The sequence below is a fragment of the Psychroserpens sp. XS_ASV72 genome (assembly GCF_041224425.1).
In the GTDB taxonomy this organism is placed as follows: domain Bacteria; phylum Bacteroidota; class Bacteroidia; order Flavobacteriales; family Flavobacteriaceae; genus Psychroserpens.
Window position 1 is genome coordinate 321735 of the sequence record NZ_JBGFGL010000080.1, and the last position, 21189, is coordinate 342923.

Annotated in this window: 14 protein-coding genes and 1 pseudogene; 5 read left to right on the forward strand and 10 right to left on the reverse strand. The window is 35.9% G+C overall.

From position 1 onward, the window contains the following. Positions 1–2 precede the first annotated feature (2 nt). Genes AB9K26_RS12430 through AB9K26_RS12445 form a run of 4 tightly spaced genes read right to left on the reverse strand, consistent with a single transcriptional unit; the run spans position 3 to position 3285 of the window. Positions 3–482 (reverse strand): hypothetical protein, encoded by a 480-nt coding sequence (locus AB9K26_RS12430; RefSeq protein WP_103051266.1) that lies wholly within the window; start codon positions 480–482, stop codon positions 3–5. A gap of 17 nt (positions 483–499) precedes the next feature. After that, the gene (locus AB9K26_RS12435) at positions 500–1402 is read right to left on the reverse strand and encodes an HlyD family secretion protein (protein ID WP_369972880.1); all 903 of its coding nucleotides are present in this window, start codon (positions 1400–1402) and stop codon (positions 500–502) included. Between the two features lie 7 nt (positions 1403–1409). Next, entirely contained in the window at positions 1410–2669 is a 1260-nt protein-coding gene (locus AB9K26_RS12440) for a TolC family protein (RefSeq protein WP_369972881.1), read from the reverse strand. Between the two features lie 4 nt (positions 2670–2673). Continuing rightward, complete coding sequence (locus AB9K26_RS12445; RefSeq protein WP_103050459.1) at positions 2674–3285, reverse strand: TetR/AcrR family transcriptional regulator; 612 nt, start codon at positions 3283–3285, stop codon at positions 2674–2676. A 125-nt stretch (positions 3286–3410) separates the two neighbouring features. Between AB9K26_RS12445 and AB9K26_RS12450 the strand changes: the two are divergent. After that, positions 3411–3584, forward strand: a pseudogene (locus AB9K26_RS12450) (single-stranded DNA-binding protein); the annotation flags it as partial. Positions 3585–3650: 66 nt separating this feature from the next. On the opposite strand, the gene AB9K26_RS12455 reads toward AB9K26_RS12450, so the two are convergent. From AB9K26_RS12455 to AB9K26_RS12465, 3 genes are read right to left on the reverse strand one after another with little or no spacing between them, the layout of a single operon-like run. Next, positions 3651–6152 (reverse strand): TonB-dependent receptor plug domain-containing protein, encoded by a 2502-nt coding sequence (locus AB9K26_RS12455; RefSeq protein WP_369972882.1) that lies wholly within the window; start codon positions 6150–6152, stop codon positions 3651–3653. Continuing rightward, the gene (locus AB9K26_RS12460) at positions 6139–7047 is read right to left on the reverse strand and encodes a FecR family protein (RefSeq protein WP_369972883.1); all 909 of its coding nucleotides are present in this window, start codon (positions 7045–7047) and stop codon (positions 6139–6141) included. Before AB9K26_RS12460 ends, AB9K26_RS12455 begins: the two co-directional genes overlap by 14 nt. A 47-nt stretch (positions 7048–7094) precedes the next feature. Beyond that, the gene (locus AB9K26_RS12465) at positions 7095–7619 is read right to left on the reverse strand and encodes an RNA polymerase sigma factor (RefSeq protein ID WP_369972884.1); all 525 of its coding nucleotides are present in this window, start codon (positions 7617–7619) and stop codon (positions 7095–7097) included. Between the two features lie 103 nt (positions 7620–7722). Between AB9K26_RS12465 and AB9K26_RS12470 the strand changes: the two genes are divergently transcribed. The 3 genes from AB9K26_RS12470 to AB9K26_RS12480 are packed head-to-tail and all read left to right on the forward strand — an operon-like array spanning position 7723 to position 10408. Beyond that, the gene (locus AB9K26_RS12470; RefSeq protein ID WP_369972885.1) at positions 7723–8037 is read left to right on the forward strand and encodes a hypothetical protein; all 315 of its coding nucleotides are present in this window, start codon (positions 7723–7725) and stop codon (positions 8035–8037) included. 52 nt (positions 8038–8089) lie between these two features. Continuing rightward, complete coding sequence (locus AB9K26_RS12475; RefSeq protein WP_369972886.1) at positions 8090–9892, forward strand: hypothetical protein; 1803 nt, start codon at positions 8090–8092, stop codon at positions 9890–9892. A 30-nt stretch (positions 9893–9922) separates the two neighbouring features. Further along, positions 9923–10408, forward strand: coding sequence for a hypothetical protein (locus AB9K26_RS12480; RefSeq protein ID WP_369972887.1), 486 nt, complete (start codon positions 9923–9925; stop codon positions 10406–10408). 109 nt (positions 10409–10517) lie between these two features. Here AB9K26_RS12480 and pbpC read toward each other — a convergent pair whose 3' ends face one another. Continuing rightward, positions 10518–12869, reverse strand: a complete 2352-nt coding sequence (gene pbpC, locus AB9K26_RS12485; protein ID WP_369972888.1) for a penicillin-binding protein 1C — start codon at positions 12867–12869, stop codon at positions 10518–10520. 89 nt (positions 12870–12958) lie between these two features. On the opposite strand from pbpC, the gene AB9K26_RS12490 reads away from it, so the two are divergent. After that, positions 12959–15262 (forward strand): T9SS type B sorting domain-containing protein, encoded by a 2304-nt coding sequence (locus AB9K26_RS12490; protein ID WP_369972889.1) that lies wholly within the window; start codon positions 12959–12961, stop codon positions 15260–15262. Between the two features lie 4 nt (positions 15263–15266). On the opposite strand, the gene AB9K26_RS12495 is transcribed toward AB9K26_RS12490, so the two are convergent. Both AB9K26_RS12495 and AB9K26_RS12500 read right to left on the reverse strand, forming a co-directional pair. After that, on the reverse strand, positions 15267–15572 hold the full coding sequence (locus AB9K26_RS12495) for an antibiotic biosynthesis monooxygenase (RefSeq protein ID WP_369972890.1): 306 nt from the start codon (positions 15570–15572) through the stop codon (positions 15267–15269). Positions 15573–15587: 15 nt separating this feature from the next. Further along, positions 15588–21173 (reverse strand): alpha-2-macroglobulin, encoded by a 5586-nt coding sequence (locus AB9K26_RS12500; protein ID WP_369972891.1) that lies wholly within the window; start codon positions 21171–21173, stop codon positions 15588–15590. Positions 21174–21189: the final 16 nt, after the last annotated feature.

Sequence of the window (21189 nt, forward strand, 5' to 3'; positions counted from 1 at the left end):
ATTTATTCGAAATAATAGTCATAAGCATTTACATTTTCCTCAATGCTCTTATAAATATCCTGTGCTTCTTCCAAAGTTTTCACTTCTTTTAAGGCATCAATTTTTTCTATTAGTGGGTGCAACCATACGTGCAGATTGTCGTGCGAAGGTCCTTTCATAGTACACTCTTTTACAACAAAGTTTTTTTCATCATTCAGTACATTGGCAACCATATGATAATCTTTCAGTTCTTTTGGGTTACTAGTTGTTAATACGGATTGCATTCTAACTACACCTTCATTTGTTTCAGGATTCGCAGTCCATTTAACCCCATTATTCATTTTTATTTCTTGCATCCAGTCATTACCAAATGCTTTTCTTTCAGTATGTTGTTCCGTAAGTTCTGCTTCATTTTCCTTTGTTGAATTACTTTCTTTGGGTTGGTCTTTACAACCTGTAAAAAGCAGTGATGCTGCAATGAGTATGATTATTATTTTATTCATAATTTCTAGTTTAATATTTATTGATTTGATTTTGTGTTTAACCACATTTCAGCTGGCATTCCAATTTTTAAACTACCATCATTTTTAACTTGCACCTTTACCGCATAGACCAAGGCAACACGTTCTTCTTTGGTTTGAATAATTTTTGGGGTAAATTCCGCTTCCGAGGCTATCCAGCTAACTTTTCCGTCATAGGTTTTCATTCCATCTTGGTCATCGATTTTGACACTTACATTTTCCCCTATGGTAATATTCGCCAATTGGGTTTCGCTTACATAAACCCGTAGTTCCATAGTCGATAAATCGGCAATCTTATAGAGTGGTTTTCCAAAAGATACAATCTCATTGGATTCAGCATATTTAGATAAAACCGTTCCGTTTATTGGATTAATGATTTTGCTTTTTTGAATTTGGTCATCAACTTGTTTGATTTGGACATCAATAGATTTCAACTCGTTAACAACTGGTGCATTCTGTATTTCTACACTTCTTATTTGGTTTTTAATCACATCTATTTCACCAACCACATCATCCAATTGTTTTTGCGTGCCTGCGTTGTCTTTTATTAAATTTTCTACTCTAGTTTTGTCGGTGTTAGCTGTTTTTAATTTTGAATTTAAAACGGCAATTTGTGATAAAACACCTTTAGATTTTGAACCAATTACTGTTTTTGAAACCTGTAACTGTTCCCGTTTTAATGTAAGTGCAATGGTGTCTATATAACCAATTAACTGTTCTTTTTGTAGCACATCACCTTCGTTTAAGTTAAACTGAATAAGCTTTCCATTATTTTCTGCCGAAATGGTGATTTCAGTAGCTTCAAAATTACCATAGCCATCGGCTTTACTATCGTTGTCATTGCAAGCGGATAAAAGCATTGTTATGGTTAGGGCAATTAGTATTGTTCTTATGTTTTTCATTGTTCTTTTATTTTGAGTCTCCTTTTAGGGTATTGTAATTGGCTTTGGCTAATTCCAATTGTGTTTTATGTTGGTTGAATAAATTTTCTGCTTCGTATAATTTGGTGAGTTCTGTAATATATTCAGAGGTGGTGATTATGCCATTCTTTAGTTGGGATTCCGAAGTGTTCACAACTTCCTGTTGTAAGTCAATAAGCTGTTCATCAATTTCTATGCTGCTTTCAAGCGTTTCAATTTCTTTAAGTTGCTCATTTAAAGCTGTGTTTGTATTCAGTTTAAAAACTTCCTCTTGATTACTTATCAATTCTTTAGAATAATCAAGTGCCTGTCTTTGCTTTTTGTTGTTGTTCCAATCAAATACATTCCAGTTTAACTTTAAACCAACTATGTAATATGAGGTAAAATCATTTTCCAGCATATTCAATCCTGGGTTGCCATAACCACCAGTTGCAAAACCATTGAGTTCAGGAACCGATGATTTGGATAATATGTTTTGTTGTTGTTGTATCTCTTCTTTTTGCAGACCGTACAATCCTAATTCTGGTCTGTTTAATTCTGAACCTGCGTTTATTGAGAGTAATGGTTTTTGAAACCCCGTTTCAACTGAAATCGGCAATCCAGTTAATGAAGATATAGATGCAATCAACTTTGATCTATTGTTGATTGCTTCTTGATTTTGCTGAAAAATTTTCAACAATTCAGTTTCAATGACTTTATCAGAAGTAGGCAATAACACACCATTTTTTATTCCCGATTTTACTTCATTTAATTTGCTGTTCAATTGCTGTTCCCTAATTTTTAGCAATGCTCTTTGTTCATCAATCAAAAGAATTGAAAAATATAATTGGTTTACACGCTGTTTTAGTTGATACACATTGACTTCAACCTCTTGTTGCTTTCTGTCGGTGATAATATTTTGCAAACCTTGTGACGCTTTAATTTTTCCGCCATTAAAAATCAATTGGTTAGCCGTAAGGGTAGCTCGATATTGATCATTGTTCAAGGGTTCTATGCCAGTGTTTGGCAAAGGAACCTCTGTAACATCACTCTGATAGGTCGCCTGGGCATTAAGATTAAGCTGTGGCAATGTCTTTGCTCTAATAGCCGAAAGTTCAACTTCCTTTTGTTGCTCTAAAATAGCACGTTGTTTAACGAGAGGGTAATTTGTTTTCAAACCTTCATAACATTCATTTAGACTAATGGTGTTTTGGGTATAACCAAAAATCGTTGTTAGAAAAAAGAGTCCGAATAGATATATGGCTTTCATAAGCTTATTTTTTTATGGCATTAATAATGAAATCAGATACTTCTTTCTTTCGAGCTTCCAATAACATTTTGTACGCCTTGTCATCAACATTTGTAAATGCTTTAATTAATGGAGAGGCTACAAAAGGAAATATATTTAAGGACAGTATGTTAATGAACAATTGTTCGGCATTTATTGGAACAATATTGCCAGTTTTCACTTCATTTTTTACTTGAAGTTTAAATTTATCAATGTTCGGAAAAGCAACATTTTTCTTTATTTTCTCAATGAATTTTGGATTTCTATTAAGTTCCTGAATAATGAAGTTTGGCAAATAAGGGTGTTTTATAATAAAACTAATATAATTGTGTGTAAACTTTTTGATTTTATCTTCTAATGAAGAGTCATCATTAAGAATAGCATTGAGCTGTGGTGCTAATAAAGAGAAGGCCTTTTTAAATACAGCCTCGAACAAGAGTTGCTTGCTTCTGTAGTAATAATGTAACATTGCCTTATTGATGCTTGCTTTGTCGGCAATTTCTTGCATTCTGGCACCATCCATTCCTTTAGATTGAAATATTTTTTGTGCTGCTTCTAATATTTGTTCTTCAGTTTTATTGTCTTTATGTTTTGCCATAATTTAACCATTAAGTTTAACCATATGGTTAACAAAAGTAAATAAAAAGATTTAAAAAGAAGCACATTACCAGAAATTTGTGGTTTTAATATGAATAAGGCTAACAAAAGTAGTAAGCAACGAGGCATAATGTAGTTGCTTGGGGAAAGACGGCTGAAATCATTGAAAAGTTTGTCACCAAAGGAAAGGAAATCGCCATTGAGGGCAAATTAACCTCAAGAAGTTATGACGATAAAGATGGTAATAAACGCTATATCACAGAAGTGGTTTGTAACGAACTGCTGATGCTTGGTAAGTAAAAAAATCCTAAATGAATATTATTAAAAAAACACAGACCCAACAGGTCTGTGTTTTTTTATTTGCTTCTAAAAGTATAATTTGATTACCGCATTGGTTGTAAGACCCAGAGAAAATCTTGAAAACTGGTCAGCTTGGTTATCAGTGTTGATTCTGTAATACTGATTGATGATGTTTTCTTTATTGGAGACATTCCAAACTGAGACTCCAATTTCTGAACGAAAAGTGTTACTTATCTTAAATTTATACATTGCTGAAGCATCAATCCGTAAATAGTTATCTAGCCTTTCAGAATTTGCGGCATCAAAATTCACTTCATTATTTAGGACTTCATTTCCTTCAATGGGAATTGAGGTTGGTTTTCCAGTTCTGTAATTTAAACCTGCTGATATTTTCCAAGTATCATTGCTGTAGGTGCTTCCAAAAGTAATGGAATGAGTGATGTCAAAATTACTTGGAAATTCTCCTTCAAGAGTTTCAAAATTGTAGGTGTTGTCGATATAGGAATAACTCAACCAGCTATCAAAATTCTTAAACTGTTTTCTTAACAAAAACTCAGCTCCATAAGCATCGTAACTTCCTTTAGCTCTTGTAAACTCGTACTTTGTAGTAAAACTTTGGCTTTGAGTAGTAATACCATCAACTGTTTTATAAAATGCCTTGGCATCCAATAACCATCCTTTGTTTTTAAAGAGAATCCCTATAGAGGCTTGCTTACTTTTAAGAATAGGAATGCTATCGTTATCGGTAAGTTGCCAACGTCTTTTTTCAATCCCTAAAAAATCATTTTGAAAATTAATGATTTGAGATGTGTTTTGGTGTTTAAATTCTCCCAAAGCTTCAATTTCAATATGTTCTCCAATGGCTTTTCGTACATTCAAACGAGGCTCAACAATAAGCTCATTAAATTCTGAAATATAGTTGACCCTAACACCAACTTTTGCCGAAAAATCATTATTCTCATTCTGAAAATGAATTTGTCCAAAACCAGCATGTTCTCTTAATACTTCAGAATCTCTACGGACAAAACGAGGTACATCAATATCATTGAGATTTACCACTTCGTTTTCCACTAAGGCATAACCGAGTTTGAAATTAAAACGATCCATGTTGTACAAACCTTCAAGTCTTAAGCCTGTTTCAGACACACTATTTTCCTGAAGAAAACGCTGTTGCTGTAAAATATTGGCATTAATAGCTTCTAATAGATATTCGGTATTATAAACACTAAAAACAGTACTTAGGTGTTCTGACCATTGTCTTTGATAATTTAATCCAAAAACCAGACTGTTTTGTGACACACTGCTTTCTCGGGTTTGCAAGACATTGTTCAACAATGCGGTTTCGTCAAAGGATAGATTATTGTTAATGAGTAAAAAGTTTAGCCGTATCTTATCTTTATCGGTAGGCGTATAGAGCCAACGTAACGATGTGTCATAAAAATCAAAGTTTTGATTTGAGTTACTAACTTCAGTTGCATTGTCTGCTACTTCAGTATCCTGTGTAACTCTATCGAAATAAACCTCATATGTAGGAGTTCTCAAAAGATCGTCCAAAGATTTTCGTCCAGCAATTTGTAAAGATGATTTGTTCCCTGTCGGAATATTAGCAAAGAGATTAGCATTAATAAAGTTGAGGTCAAAATTGCCACTAAAATCAGATTGCACCTGTTCTTTGGTAGTCATATGAATGGTTCCCGAAACGCCATCTGTTAAAGAGACATCACTACCATTATTTATTAATTTAGCAGATTGTGTCATAGACGGATTAAAACTGGATATAAGTCCGAAAAAATGACCCGATTGATACATTTTGATGTCATCCCAAAGAATTAGGTTTTGGTCATGTGAACCACCTCTGATGTTAATATTCGAAACCGTTTCATCTACACTATTCACTCCTGGTAAGGCCTGAACGGTTTGTAGTACATCAGATTCTATAAGACCAGGTAATAAGGTGAATTTTTCATAATCGATAACCGTACTTCCTTCTTGTGTTTTATCAATACCTCTCACAAGATAAGCTTTCACAGTTACGGTATTGATATTTTCTTTATGCTCAATCATGCCTAAAGTTTCACAAGATTCAAACGAAAAAAATTTGGCTTGTCGTTCAATGGTCTTATAACCTAAAAATCGAATTTGAATAATGTCTTCTAAAGATTGGAGTGCTATTTCAAAATAGCCATTATCGTCACTTACTGCATAACTGGTTTTGCTACTAATGGTTGCTCCGGAGAGTTTTTCCTGTGTAATCGCATCCTGTAGATAGGCACATATTTCAACTATTTTACTAATAGCGATAATGCTTTCTCCTAGTTTGGAAAATACAAGCTTGGTTTGACTTTCTAGATTTTTGATTTTGGCGTTCAGGCTCCAATCCGTTTTTGGAGGAATGACATAAATAGCATCCAAACTACCACTTTCATAATTGAAAGTGACCTCATGAATGGAACTGATCTCATTCAAAACCGTGACAATTGGTTGCTTTTCCTGTTCACTTTGTCCGAAACTTAAGAAACAGCAGAAAAGACCAAAGTAAAGTAATACTAAGGTTTTAGTTGGAAGCATTCGTTATAATAATCTCATTATTATCTTCCATTACATAGGATAAGTTAAGAGGATTGGTAATAGATTTAAGGGCATTGTCTAAATCTTGATGTTCAAAGGCACCAGTGAAATTTAAGTCTGGATTGCCTTTGTAAGTTATGGTTACTTCAAAATGTTTTTCAAGTTCAGCTATGACGTCTGCAACCGAAGCATTTTGAAATTCACTTCTGTTTTTAAGCCAATAAGGCTTTGATACAACAACTATCGACTCTTTTTCGTGACCAGCAATAAAAGTTATTTCCGAACCTGCTGGTAGTTTTTTGACGGTATTGTTATAGCTTACCTGAACCAGGCCTTCATAACAGGAAACCTTAAAAATGCTATCTCTTGATAACACATTGAATTCTGTACCCAAAACACTTACGGTTCCGTAATTGGTATTGACATCAAAACGTTGACCTTTCTCCACATCAAAAAAAGCTTCTCCATCAAGTTCTAATTCTCTTTTCTCACTCCAGCTATTTTTGTTGTAAACTAATTCCGATAGTTGGTTCAACTCAACCAAAGAGTTATCAGGAAGTGTAACTTTTGTCGTTTCACTAGCTAGAGTTTGTATGTTGGCTTCTTGATTATAGAATAGTGTGAAGTAAAGTCCGAGAGCTACAACAATCACACTGGCAATTTTCAATAATGGATTGAACCAATGTAGTTTTCGAACAGGTTTTTTATGGTTTTCATAACGTGCCTTAAACGTTTCAAAATCATTCAATTGGGTGTGGTTTGAGGCTTTGAAATGTTGGGCATAATCTACAATAAAGGAATTGAAGTCGGCATCATCCAATTGTTGGAAGGCTTTCTTTTCTTCTGCAGACAGCTCGTTTTTTAACCATTTTTCTATCAATTCATCTTTCTTCATGAGATGGGTATTTTATAGTATAACAACTTCAATTGTATTTCTCCTGATTATTTTTTTCGAAATGCTTCAAGTTTTTCTTTTAGAACACTAAACGCACTATAAATTCGATACTCTACCACTTTTTGTGTGACGTTTAGCATTTCAGCAATTTCCTTATGGGTTTTGCCTTCTACTTTACTTAGTAAAAACGCAACACGCTGTTCTTCTGAAAGTGATTCCAAGACCTTTTGGTAACGTTCGGCAAATTGCTCCTTTTCTAAAATAAATTCAGGCGTTTCGTAAGTGTATTTTTTCGGACTTTCCTGTTGGTGTTTGAGAACTACCTTTTGGTGTTTGAGCTCATTTAGAACTAGATTATTAGCTACTGTAAAAAGGAATGATTTGGCTTTAGAAAAATTTACAGTCTTGCAGTTGTCCCATAACTTGATAAAGGCTTCCTGTGCTTTATCATCTACATTAATTTGTGAGCCAAACTTGTAATATAAAAAGTTGTGCAAGTCTTGTCCGAGACTTTTATATAAGCGTTCAAAAACGCGTTCCTCACAAATATGTTCTGGGAGATCGTTGTTCACAAATCATAATTTGTATCTAAAATAGCACATTTTTTTTGAGAATTGTATCAGGAGATTTTAACGCCAGGTTGTTAGATAAGAAAGTGTCTCTAAAAATTTATAAATGGGATACTATTCTTTTAATGACTTATCTATGGCTAATACACAAAAGATAACTAATTGTAATAATTTGAAAAAGACCACCCAATTAGTGTACCAATTATCAGAATTGAAAAAAGAGGAATTGGAGGTGTATGAACAAAAAATCAGACATCTTCAAGATCAATTAAAAATAAACCCTCAAAGTTCTGTGATAAGGTACAAGCTTCAAATGGCAAAATTACGTTACCGACAGTTGATGAAAACCGCTAAAGGGCTACAGCAATTAGAACAAAAAATAGAATTTTTAAATATTTTTTCAGGAGAATCCAAAACCTAGTTGTTATATAAATAAACACAACAGAAGACAGAATTAATTTAAACCAATAATTATGAAAACCCAAAGTAAATCCATTTATCTATTCTTAAGCCTCGCAATTATGCTGCTCATAGCATCTTGTAGAACGGAAGACGACTTAAGTATTGACCCTCCAGCCGACGAAAACATCGAAGCTGATTCTGCTGTTGCGCAACTCATGAGTAGAACGGCATTCAATGATGGTTCTTATGATAACATTATTGATTATGCTAGTTGTGTAAGTGTTGAATTACCGGTTACTGTGACTGTAAATGGCATTGAACTCACCATTACTGATGATAGTGGTTATCAAGACATTGAAGATATTATCGACTTATTTGATGACGATGTAGATTCTGTTGTCATCACGTATCCAATCACCATAGTGCTATCAGATTATTCAACTGTTATGGTCAATTCAGATTCAGAATTGGCGGCACTTACAGTCAATTGTGTAGGTGATAATATCGATGATGATGATATTGAGTGTATCGATTTTCAATATCCAATTACAGCGTCTGCTTTTGATGAAAACAATGAATTGATTCTTACCATCACCATCAACAATGACAATGAAATGTACAATTTTATTGATGATTTAGATGATTACGCTGCGGTGACTATCAACTTCCCAATTACGGTGATTTTTGCTGATGATAGTACACAAACCATAAATAGTATTCAAGAATTGGCTATGGCTATTGAAGATGCTGATGATACTTGTGACGAAGACGACGATAACGATTTTAACGATGATGATTGTGACAATTGTACCACAGACTTACTATCTGATACGCTTACGCAATGTCCAAATTGGTATATAGATGATTTAGAGCGCAATGATGATGACCTTGAAGATAATTACTCTGGATATCTGTTTTCCTTCAATGCAGATAATACGGTAATGGTATCATGGAATAATGGTGCTCAAACCGAAAGTGGCACATGGAGCGCCAGTGGTTCTGGAAATAACATCTCTTTCGATATCAGTATTCCTGGTTTTGATGATGTAAATGATTCTTGGATTCTTCATGAAATAGAAAATGATGATGATGACGAGTTGGAAGTTAATTTTAGAATTGGTGACGATGATGAATTGGAATTTAAAAGCAATTGTTCGGGTAATGGAAATATTGATGATTCAGCTTTGGTAAACGCCTTAACTAATGGTGACTGGTATGTAACTTACTTTTTTGATGATACCGATGAAACGGCAGATTTTTCTGATTATGTTTTCAACTTTGCCTCAGATAATACAGCCACAGCCACAGATTCAAGTGGATCTACCAATGGTATTTGGGCGAGCACCTCTGGAGACACAACGCCTCTTGGTTTGATCTTAAACTTTGGAACCAGTATCCCTTTAGATGAATTAGAAGATGATTGGGATGTTTTAGAGGTTACCAATGACATCATTAGACTAAAGGATATTAGTGGAGGCGATGGTTCGGAAGACTTCCTGACTTTTGAAAGAACCCCTTTTGAAGGTGGTAATGGGAATGATGATTTGGTAAATATCCTTTCAGATGGGTTATGGATTGTGGCATCCTATATTGAAGATTCAGATAATCAAACCGGAAATTACACTGGTTATGAACTGGATTTTGATAGTGGTGGAACAGTTACTGCATCCAACGGAAGCAACACTAACAATGGAACGTGGTCGGTTTTCAGTAATGGTAATGAAGTGATGCTAGACTTTGGAACTGATATGCCATTCCAAGAATTTAATGACGATGACTGGGACGTGATCTCCTCATCAGATACCGAAGTGGTGCTTCAAGATGTCAGTGGTGGCGGAGGCGGAACCGATACCTTAACCCTTCAAAAATTATAATTGCTAACAAAATTTTTAAAAACAAGTATTATGAAACGAGTATTTTTTTACGGACTCTTATTAATGTTGAATTTTTCCTTAATGTCATCTATGTGCTCTAGCGATGACGACGATAATAGCCCAAACGACAACAGCCAACAAATAGCACAAATACAAAATACAGCAGAGTCAGGAACCTGGAGAATCACAAACTTTGTCGATTCAGGACAAAATGAAACCTCAGATTTCACGGGCTATAACTTTAGCTTCAATTCTGATGGAACATTGGTAGCTACCAATGGTTCAAATACGGTTTCGGGAACCTGGTCCGTTACAGATGACAGTAATAGCAGTGACGATAGTAGTAGTGATGATGATATTGATTTCAACATCTTTTTCCCAGTTCCAGAGAGTAATAATTTTGAAGATCTCAACGATGATTGGGATATCGTAACTACTTCCTCTAATACAATTGAACTTATCGATATCAGTGGAGGAAACGGCGGAACCGATTTTCTCACTTTTGAAAGAAATTAAATAGTGTTAGTTTATAATAATCAATTTTCCCTCAATTGCCCCATTAAAATTGATTAATAGCAGTCGGCCATGATTATTTAAATCATGGCTGACTTTTTTATGAGTCTCACTAACGGGAGATTTTTAGTGTTTGCTTAGCTTCATTCCCTAGTTCATCAACAACAGTTATAACATGCTCGCCTACTGAAGGCAAAACAGCCAATTCGTGAATGTCTTTTGTAGTGCCAACATAGCGTTCATCAAGATACCAAAACACTCTGGTTTCTGGTTTTGAATGAGCAATTTTTAAAACCAAAGTATTGGTTGTGCCATCAAAATCCTTAGGCAAAAACAAGGTGTTATCCTCTTTAGGATAAATAAAATTCATGCTTACTTGTAAATCTCCTGAACAATCGGAACGCAACTTAGGTAACGGTTTATAAAACGGATTTTTAGTTTTGTAATAGTAGGCCTTCAATGGCGATAACACAAACCATGGTTTATGCTTTATGTTTTCAATAGCTTCGCAAGATGAATTTACTTGATAGCTTTCAGAAGCATCTACATGAACCAACACATGATATGGGCAGGGTTCAGTCTTTAATCCGCTAGTCTGAATGTATCGCATTTCGATGTCTTCACAAATAGATGAAGCACGATGACCACTTTGTTTGCAAATAGATACTTCATGCATGGCATCAAACGGTTTCGAAAACCAATCACTGTTAGGCAATAAATCAAATACCTCAAAAAGAATGGGAGCAGCTGTTTGAACACCTACCAATCCAGGCCGACCTTCACCATCGGCATTGCCAACCCAAACACCAACGACATAATCTTTAGTGGTACCAATAGCCCAAGCATCCCGAAACCCAAAACTGGTCCCTGTTTTCCAAGCAATAGCCTTAGAGTCATCGAAAAACTCCCAACTTTCATTGCCTTCTGGACGGTTGACTTCTTTCAGACTTTGATAGGTTAAGTAAATGGATGCGGCATCAAATAAAGTTTTCCTGTTGGACTTGTCGCCAAAATCTATCCTTTCTGAACTTATAAATTTGGGTTCAATAATCTCATTGCTAAAATATTCACTTGAGGTTTCGGTATAGTGGTTTAGGGTAGAAGACATGGCAGCATAGCTTTTACATAAGTCCCATAAATTACTTTCGGCACCTCCTAGAATAAGTGATAGGCCATAATGATTGGCATTATACTTTACATCCTTAAGCTGAAATTGCTTGAGGTATTGGTAAAACCGATCCAAGCCAAAATCTTGAAGCATACGAACGGCAGGTACATTTAACGATCTTGATAAAGCATGACTAGCAGGAACGACTCCATCATATTCATTATTGAAGTTTTCAGGATGGTAACTTCCAAATTGAGACGGAATGTCTGCCACTAATGTATTGGGTAACATATCACCAGCATCTAACATTGATGCATATAAAAACGGTTTCAAAATGCTTCCAGTACTTCGAGGTTTGTCAATGATATCCACGTCTTTTTGATGCAAACGATCGGTTGGTGTATTTCCAACATAGGCTAAAACTTCACGTGTATGAACATCTAGAATAAGCACTGCAGCATTGTGAATCTTGTTTTGTTTTAAACGATTGTAATGCTGCTTTACAATTTGATTGGTGCGTTTTTGAAGCTCAGGGTCAATAGTCGTTTGGACGCGCTCACCTTGATGTGTTTTTGCTGTCTTTTGAAGTAAATGTGGGGCTGTTTGCGGTAAGGCATAGGGTTTTTGTGGTAGTTGCTCTGAAATGGACAAGTTGTAGGTTAGCGAATCAATTATGCCATTTTCCAATAGTTTTTTGAGAAGTCTATTCCGTTTTTCAAGCAAACGTTCTTGATTTTTGCCAGGATAAATCAAGCTTGGTGCATTTGGTAAAACAGCCAATGTAGCACTTTCCGCCCATGATAAATACTGTGCATCACGATTAAAATAGCGCCATGCTGCTGCATCCAAACCTACGACGTTACCGCCAAAAGGAGCATTGCTACTGTAAAAGGCAAGAATTTCATCTTTTGAATGACGCAATTCCAATCGCGTAGCTAGAATGATTTCCTTAAACTTTTCAAGATAGGTGCGTGATTTCCCTTTTCGCGATAATCGAATGACTTGTTGGGTTAAGGTACTGCCGCCTCTTTTGATTTCCCCAGAACTGATATTATCTTTAAAAGCTTTAAAAATGGAAACAGGATTGAACCCTGGGTGCTTATAAAAATACGCGTCTTCAAAAAGAACGATACAGGTTTCAAATTTCTTAGGAACACTATCATTATGAGGAAAACGCCATTGACCATCGCTCGCTATTTGGGCACCTAATAAATGATTGTTTTTTGAGGTTATTACAGTTGCGGTTGGATCCTTAAAAAGGTCAGATGGCAAACAGAAAGCGTACCAAATACTAAGCAGTATTATGAGGATGGTCTTCTTTTTATGACGTCTTATAAAGTTTTTTATCCTATACATTAGCTATACTATAACGTTATAGTTGTCTAAATGGTTGTTAAATCTATGAATTATAAGAATATTCCTAGCATTATCCTTTATATTTAAACGTGATTAAGACGCTTTTTTTTCATAAGATAATCCTAATTTTTTGTGTATTTTTTGCTTCAGAAAGGGCTTATGCACAATTAGGGTTTTGTCAGGGTAATTCTGGTGATCCTATTTTTGTTGAGGACTTTGGAACTGGACTTACCAATACACCATTACCTCCAGGAACTACCACTTACAATTATGCTGATGGTATTGATCCTGATGACGGATTTTATACGGTGTCTAGCAACACCAATTATTTCGATTGGTTTGATATAGATGACCATACTCCTGATGATGTTGATGGGCGAATGTTGGTTGTGAATTCCAATTTTAATCCAGGGGAGTTTTATAGAACTACCATTTCGGGATTATGTGAAAACACATCTTACGAATTTTCAGCTTGGATTGTGAACTTGACACCTTCCAATGGATTTTGTGGTGCAGGAGCTATTCCTGTAAATGTGCGTTTTGAAATATGGGATAACACCAATACAAATCTACTAGCGACTGGTGATACTGGCAATATAAACAGTACAATTACACCAAATTGGTTACAATATGCGTTGGTGTTTCAGACCATTCCTGGGCAAACTTCTGTTATTCTAAAAATGATCAATAATGGATCTGGCGGATGCGGAAATGATTTAGCCATTGATGATATCGCTTTTAAAAGTTGTGGCGATTTTATTTCGGCTACTGATACATCTAATAATATGTCTGTAGCATTATGTAGTAATGAAACCCCATTTTCAACAACCATAACTGCAACACCCGACAATACCGTTTTCAGTAATCATTTTTATCAATGGCAAGAAAGTCCAGATAACATGAATTGGACAGATATTTTAGGGGAAACAAGTGACATGTTATCGGTTTCAAATATCACAACAACAACATATTATAGAGCAAAAGTAGCAGAGTTTGCTGCTAATTTAAATAATGAAGATTGCATTACGTTTTCAGATACCTACATCGTATTTATTACCGAAGTTGCTGATTTCCCTGTTTTGGAATGCTGGCAATCTGCAACTTTAAATGACATTACTTGTAATTGGGATATCACTGGAACGCAACCAGCAGAACCTACCAATCTGGAATGTTGGCAAACGGCAAATTTCAACGACTTAACCTGTTCTTGGGAAATTACAGGAACAGAACCAATTGAGCCTACAAATTTGGAATGCTGGCAATCGACATCCTTCAATTCAGGTATATGTTCTTGGGAAATTATCGGGACTGAACCTATAGAGCCAACTAATTTAGAGTGTTGGCAAAGTGCTAATTTTAATGTATCAACATGCTCGTGGGAAATCTCCGGAACACCACCACCTGAACCAACGGATTTGGAGTGTTGGGAAACGGCAAACTTTAACCAAACAGCCTGTGTATGGGAAGTGTCCGGAACACAACCATTAGAGCCTTTAGATTTAGAATGTTGGCAGACAACAACATTTAATATTTCGACTTGTACATGGGATATTTTAGGCACTCAACCTATTGAACCTGAAACAGAATGTTGGGAAACCGCTGTTTTTAATGATACAACCTGTTCTTGGGATGTAACGGGAACCCAACCCGAAGAGCCAACAGATTTAGAATGTTGGGAAATAACGATCTTCAACAACGATACTTGTGAATGGGAAATTATTGGTGAACAACCTATTGAATATGTCGAAGACTATATAGGTTTATGTGAAAACGATGAGGTCACACTTCAAGCCGATTCTACAATTCCAAATGCGACATTTCAATGGGACTCAGGAGAAACTTCAGAATTTATAACTGTAAGTTCTCCTGGAACTTATGTGGTAATCAGTACTGATGGTTGTGAAACCATTCAAAAAACAATAACTGTTGAGCAATGGGATATTCCGATAATTCAAAACATTCAATCTGATGGGAACGATATAGTGATTTCATTGGTCAATTCTGGAAATTATATCTATTCCTTAGATGGCATTAACTACCAATCCAGTCCGATATTTTTTGATATTCCAGGAGGAAAATATACGATTTACATTAGGCATGTGGAATGTTCAGATGTGATTAGTCAAGACTTTATACACTTTTTTATTCCCAAGTATTTTACGCCTAATGGTGATGAATTCAATAACACGTTTCACCTCAAAGGTATTGAGTGCTTTTCCAATTGGCAGGTCTATATTTTTGATCGCTTCGGAAAATTACTTTTTTCTGCTGAAAACACTCCAGTCATTTGGGATGGTAAATACCTTGGAAACGATTTGCCAGTTTCAGATTATTGGTATTTCATTACCATTGACGGACAAGAATTTAAAGGTCATTTTACTTTAAAGCGTTAGGTGTTTAGGATTTGAGAAACTCATATTCTCGTTCCACTTTACAAATCTGAACTTTATACCAACTATACCAATCCTTGATGCCTTTTTTCTGAGCTAATATATGTTCAGATTGCTGTTTCCAAGCCTTAATGGCTTCAAGACTTTCCCAATAACTAATAGTAATTCCTTTTTTGTCACGAGCACTTTCAATACCTAAATATCCTGGTTGCTTTTTAGCTAAGTCTTCCATTTGATGCACCATCTCAAGATAACCTTCGGTAGTATCGGAAAAGGTCGATATAAAAATCACCGCATAAACGTCTTGTTTCATAATTTATTATCAGAATTACTTTTCAACTGTTATCCATTCACCTTTGGTTCGCACAAAATAATCATTGTCATACATAGCTTCTACTTGTGTGCCTGGCAAATAGTAAGTGCCTAAATAGGAAGCATTCAGTAAAACTGTGAATATTTTTGTGCCAGAACTGTGGTTTCGAGTGCCCAAATCAAAATAAAAGTTCACGCGATCATCTCTAATATCAGTATATCTAGCTGAACTGGATGTAGTGTCTCCATAATCGGTAAAGCGCGTGTTGACAATCTCCCAACCCGAAGGAAATATCTGTGTCAATGCCACATCATTTAATCGTCTGTTATCTTTGTTGCTCACCTTTATTCGAGCTACAAAGTCCTCACCTTGTTTAAGTTTAGAAGCATCAATACGATTGCCCTTTAAATCTAGGTAAATCACAGCAACACCTAAGCCGCGTTGCTCAGCCAATTCTTCTCCTAAAGGTAATTTTCCAGAATTTAAAACCCGAACAAATATCAGGTTATTCGACTTATTTTGAAGTGCTAAAAGATTCGTTCCATCAACTACAGCAAGCTCACGTTGTGCAATGGTGCTTTCAGTATCAATGGTTTCTGACTTACCATTAAAACTGTATTCAAAATTCATGTTTTTACCACCATTGGCTTCTACCAATTTAGCCATTGCCAATAAATTGTAAGCTGTGGTTTGTGTGCTCATCCATTGACTACTAGACAAATCCTTTGCAATGGTTTTTGATAAATCCCTTACGTTAGGATGCTTGGTTAAGATCATAGTTTCCAATGCCATAGCACGATTTCTATTGACTGAACCATAAGTGTAATAATCATTGTCTTTAGGTTTGAAATCAATGTTAGCAGTTTTTGAAATGGCATCACTCGCTTCGGTTTGACCAGCTAAAGCATATGCTGCTGCCAATCGCCATTTGGCTTCATTTGAAATCTCTTTAAATTCCCTTAGCCTATTCATTGCTGCTAAATCAGCTTTTCCAGCCAGTGCTAAGGTGTATAAACGATAGGCTTGTGCTAAATCAGAATTGTAACGTCTATAACTTGGTCGCCAATCTCGAGCGGCTTCTTTTTGGTAACGTAACCAATTACTCTTGAAAGTCAACGGAAGCACATAACCTTTCTTTTCGGCTTCAATCATAAAATGACCAGCATAACTTGTGCCCCAATCATTGGCTGTATTTTCTCCCATCCAATAGCTCATACCACCATTTGGACGTTGGAAATTGCCTAAGCGTTTGATGCCATTTTCAATATTGGATTGTATTTCCTGTCGCTTTTTATAGGTCAAATCAAAAATATCACTCAAATACAATTGAGGAAACACACTTGAGGTTGTTTGTTCAACACAACCATGTGGATACTGAATTAGATATTGTAATCGTTTTGAAAAATCCATTGGAGGCAAGGTTGAAAATTCTACAATAGCCGAATTGGTTCCTGCAACACCAAACGTTGAGAATTGAAGATCTACTTTAGAGTTAGCTTCCAGTTCTGCAGTTTCAAATTTTGAGGTAATCGGATTCGGATTCACAACATCTAATTCCACTTTATAACTTGAACGTTCTCCATTTCCAGTGGCTTTGACCTCAACGGTATTAAAGCCTTTGGCTTTGCTCACATCCAATTCAAAATATGCCATCTGCTCATCAGGTTTTGAAAAACGCAATTGTTGTGTTGCATTTCCAACGATAGAAATTCCATCACTGAGCTCAAGGCTTATAGTCACATCTTTAACGTTGTTTTCCATTGCAAAAACGGTTACTGGCAAGGTGACTTTTTCTCCTGGACTCAACTTGCGAGGTAAGGTTGCCAAAACCATCAATGGTTTTTTCACTTCAACCGATTTGTCAGTACTACCATAGGCCTCCGAGTTCTTATTACTAGCCACAACCATGGTTCTTACAGCACCAATATAGTTAGGCATGGTGATTTTATGGGATTGTTGTTCTCCTGCTTTCAATTCGAAAGGTCCTAAATAGCGTACCACAGGTTTAAATCGGTTGGCTTTTTTGTTTTTGCCTTTAGCCGCACTGCCGTCACCTCCAATTGCGAACACTTGATCAATGCTTCCTGAGTATGCACCAATCACATCATCAAACATGTCCCAAGTCTTGACACCTAAGGCTTCACGTGCATAAAACTCGCCCCAAGCATTAGGTGTTTTAAATCGGGTTAAGTCTAATAAACCTTCATCAACTATCGCAATGGTATAGGTCATTGGTTTGTTGTTTTCTTCTGAAACAGTGACTTCAAACTCTTGTTCTGGACGTAAAACATCAGCCATTTGGAGTTTGGGCTCGAGTATGGTTTTTGGGTCTTCAACCATGATAGGAATCACACCATAAAGACGAATAGGTAAATCATTACTGGTGATGGCATGTGGTTGTAATAAGGAAATATTCACAAATACGTTAGGAGCCATTTCAGAAGTAATTGGGATTTGTACTGAAGTCTCTCCAGATTTGGTTTTTACCCATTTGTAATCAATCACCTCGGAACCATTTTCAATACTCAATAAGGCACGACCTTCATCTCCTGAAGGAAACTTTATCGTCGCAGTTTCGCCAACATTGTAATTGGTTTTATCGGAAGCAAAGACCAACATTTTAGCGGCTTCTTTATCATTTCCTGTGGACATACCTGACCAGTTTTTATAGAAATAAGCGGTTCGACCTGTGGCATGACCACTCACAGGATCATAGATTCTGATTAAATATCGGCCACGCTCATTTTCAGGAATTTTAATGGTAAAGTTTGTTTTTCCATTGGCATTTGTAGATGCTTTTTGTTCTAAAACAGGTCTGTGATAACTACTGGAAACATAGCTTGATAGATTATCATAAGACGAGTTCCACCACCAACGCCATTCAATTTTGTAGACTTTAATTTCTAAATCTTGTCGTTCAACAGGTTGTCCGTTTTTATCAACGACTGCCAAATCAAATGTCTGATTGGTATCCGTAAAATAAGAGCCATAATAATTACCTTTAGGCGAACGCAATCCAACATAAGAGTCATATGGCGAATAGGTTTTTGTAAAGGCATCAATGGAAAAATCACCACCGTTTTCAAACGCTCTCACCAAGAATTGGGCATTGAGCATTCCAGGAGCATTTTTTCCAATATCGAGTTTGGTGTTGATTTGAGATGTGCCATCAGCATTAAGATTACCTTCAAAAATGTTTAACTCTTCCGAATTGAATTGTCGTGTTGGATCATTGAATACATAGTTTTTCCAACCTTCAAAACTTGTATAAGAACTACTGAATTTGGCTTTCACTTCAGCTTTGATGTTTTTTGCTGGAGCACCATGCAGCCATTTCACATCCAATTGCCCTTGCAAGGGTTTTGAACTTGAAAGCACCTCATCTTCAAAATCAATTTTGATTTTCAAACGGTTTGGTTTTACCGTTTCAATCTTTAGCGTTTTGTAAAATTGCGCTCCTCCTACCGAAACCTTGGCATTATAGTTTCCGGTTTTACCTTCCGAAGCTGTTGGAACTATAAATTTATAAACATTATTTAAATGCTCTGAAGTCACTTTTTTGAAGACGAGTTTTCCATTAGGATCAGTAACTTCAAGTTTTACGGGATGACCTTCAGGTAAGGTATTGGCTTTGTCATTCAGCATAAAAGTAAGGAACAAAGAATCGCCTGGTCGCCAAACGCCACGTTCGCCATAAATGTAGCCTTTAAGTCCGCGTTGCAAGGTTTTTCCAGACACATCAAACTTACTTAAGGATAAGGAGTTACCATCGGCAAGCTTTATATAACTTTTACTTCGTCCTTTGGAAACAATAGCAAAACTTGCAAATCCATTAGCTTCAATTGAAGCCAAACCATCTGTATTCGTGGTTTTGGAATCCATTTTCTGTTGCTGGTAATTATATAAAGTAACAGAAGCACCAACTTCAGGATTGGTGGTCAAGATATTGGTGACAGCAAAATAATAGTGATTATCAGCATCTTGTTTTACAATAACACCCAAATCGGAAGCCAATAGATTTTGACCAATAATGGTATTGTCATTGTAATAAGCATCATGGCAAGGGTTGTCACGTTGTCTCCAATTGTATACATAATCTCGATAACGATAGGCACGATTATCCCAATACGCTTCTTCCCTTAAATCATCTTCTTCAGAATAGGAGTCCATTTCATAATCGTATGCCATGAAATCCTCTTCGTAATAGTCGTCGTATTCATCATTGTCATTTAAAACGGCATCTGGATTTGAGCTACAGTCGTAAAGCGAATAGCTTCTATTGAAACTCAGTTCAACGCGATAGATAGCACCTGCATCAGCTTTGAAAAATTTCGACAAATCGATACTGTAGGCTTTCCATTTTCCAAGATTTTCAGCAGCCGTTTGCAATTGAATGGTTTGCTTAGCAATGCGACGACCAACGCGTTTGATTTCATTTTCATTGTTGCTGTTTAGCATGTTGTCCTGAAGAAATTGAAGCACATTATCTTCAAAAATCTTGATGACTCTTACATCCACAGCACTGAGGTTGACTGCTTCAAAATTGAATTTAAGATCATTAGAATTTGGCAGTATGGTTCCGTTGCTTATCAAACGTACCCTTGGCTTTAGGTCTTCAAAGGAAATGGTTTCAGAAAAGGTGTTTTTCAATTTATAGCCTTCTGAATTTGTGATGCCTTGAAACACATCGACTTTAAGGTTTCCAACAAGTTTTCCTTCAGGATAGACTTTCAACACATTACCATCAACACTGAATTTTGGATTTTTTACATTTTGAATCATCACCAAACCTTCAAAATTTTGTTGGCTTTTCAGAGGGTCGGAAAAATTGACCGATAAATATTGTTCAGGACTTTTAATCGCTTCAACATTGACAATCGTAAAATTGTTTCGACCTGGAATTTTCACAGTATTTTCACCAATATTATCTGATTTTATAGCTGAACCGTTCCAAGAAATTTCTACTTCAGAATCGTCAACCAAACGTTGAATGCTATCAATTCTGAATTCAAAGTATTTGGCTTGCGCGTTGAGCTCATTGAAATGCAATTTTAAAGCCTTACCATTTTGACTTGCTTTAACCAAGGTTTTGGCATCTTCAACTGAGATAACATCAGCCGATTTTATTTCGGCTTCCAAATATTGCCATTGTTTGGAATACGATTGTAAATCTTTGGTGTTGATGCTGAAATTAGGAGTGATGGTTTTAAACTGAAATACATAATCTGAAAATTCTTTGGGAATGTTTTTATAAATCTCACCAAGCTTGACCTTTACCTTGTATTCTGTGGAAGGTTCTAAGTATTCATCAGGCGTAAAGATTAATGTGTGACTGTTAGCTGCTTTGAGTTTCCCTTCAACATATGGTGATACCTGAACCAAATCTGCTGTGATTTCTGTGTCATTTTCCCATCCTTCAACCTCGTTAGCAAGATTTATGGTAATTGGTTCAGTTACAGATTGCAATCCGGAAGAGGTATAGCTAATGTAATCTCTATATTTAAAAAGATTGTCGGAATCTTCAGTAATCTTATGTTTTTTGTCGCAAGACAATACAATTGAAAAGGCTAATAGAATGCTTAAAAAGTGATGTGATTTCATTGGTGCTGACGGTTTG

Bases quoted from the DNA above. Each gene is read 5' to 3' on its own strand.
- AB9K26_RS12435 (WP_369972880.1), bottom strand. From the start codon at position 1,402: ATGAAAAACATAAGAACAATACTAATTGCCCTAACCATAACAATGCTT.
- AB9K26_RS12480 (WP_369972887.1), top strand. From the start codon at position 9,923: ATGAAACGAGTATTTTTTTACGGACTCTTATTAATGTTGAATTTTTCC.
- AB9K26_RS12445 (WP_103050459.1), bottom strand. From the start codon at position 3,285: ATGGCAAAACATAAAGACAATAAAACTGAAGAACAAATATTAGAAGCA.
- pbpC (WP_369972888.1), bottom strand. From the start codon at position 12,869: ATGTATAGGATAAAAAACTTTATAAGACGTCATAAAAAGAAGACCATC.
- AB9K26_RS12495 (WP_369972890.1), bottom strand. From the start codon at position 15,572: ATGAAACAAGACGTTTATGCGGTGATTTTTATATCGACCTTTTCCGAT.
- AB9K26_RS12475 (WP_369972886.1), top strand. From the start codon at position 8,090: ATGAAAACCCAAAGTAAATCCATTTATCTATTCTTAAGCCTCGCAATT.
- AB9K26_RS12470 (WP_369972885.1), top strand. From the start codon at position 7,723: ATGGGATACTATTCTTTTAATGACTTATCTATGGCTAATACACAAAAG.
- AB9K26_RS12500 (WP_369972891.1), bottom strand. From the start codon at position 21,173: ATGAAATCACATCACTTTTTAAGCATTCTATTAGCCTTTTCAATTGTA.
- AB9K26_RS12440 (WP_369972881.1), bottom strand. From the start codon at position 2,669: ATGAAAGCCATATATCTATTCGGACTCTTTTTTCTAACAACGATTTTT.
- AB9K26_RS12460 (WP_369972883.1), bottom strand. From the start codon at position 7,047: ATGAAGAAAGATGAATTGATAGAAAAATGGTTAAAAAACGAGCTGTCT.
- AB9K26_RS12430 (WP_103051266.1), bottom strand. From the start codon at position 482: ATGAATAAAATAATAATCATACTCATTGCAGCATCACTGCTTTTTACA.
- AB9K26_RS12455 (WP_369972882.1), bottom strand. From the start codon at position 6,152: ATGCTTCCAACTAAAACCTTAGTATTACTTTACTTTGGTCTTTTCTGC.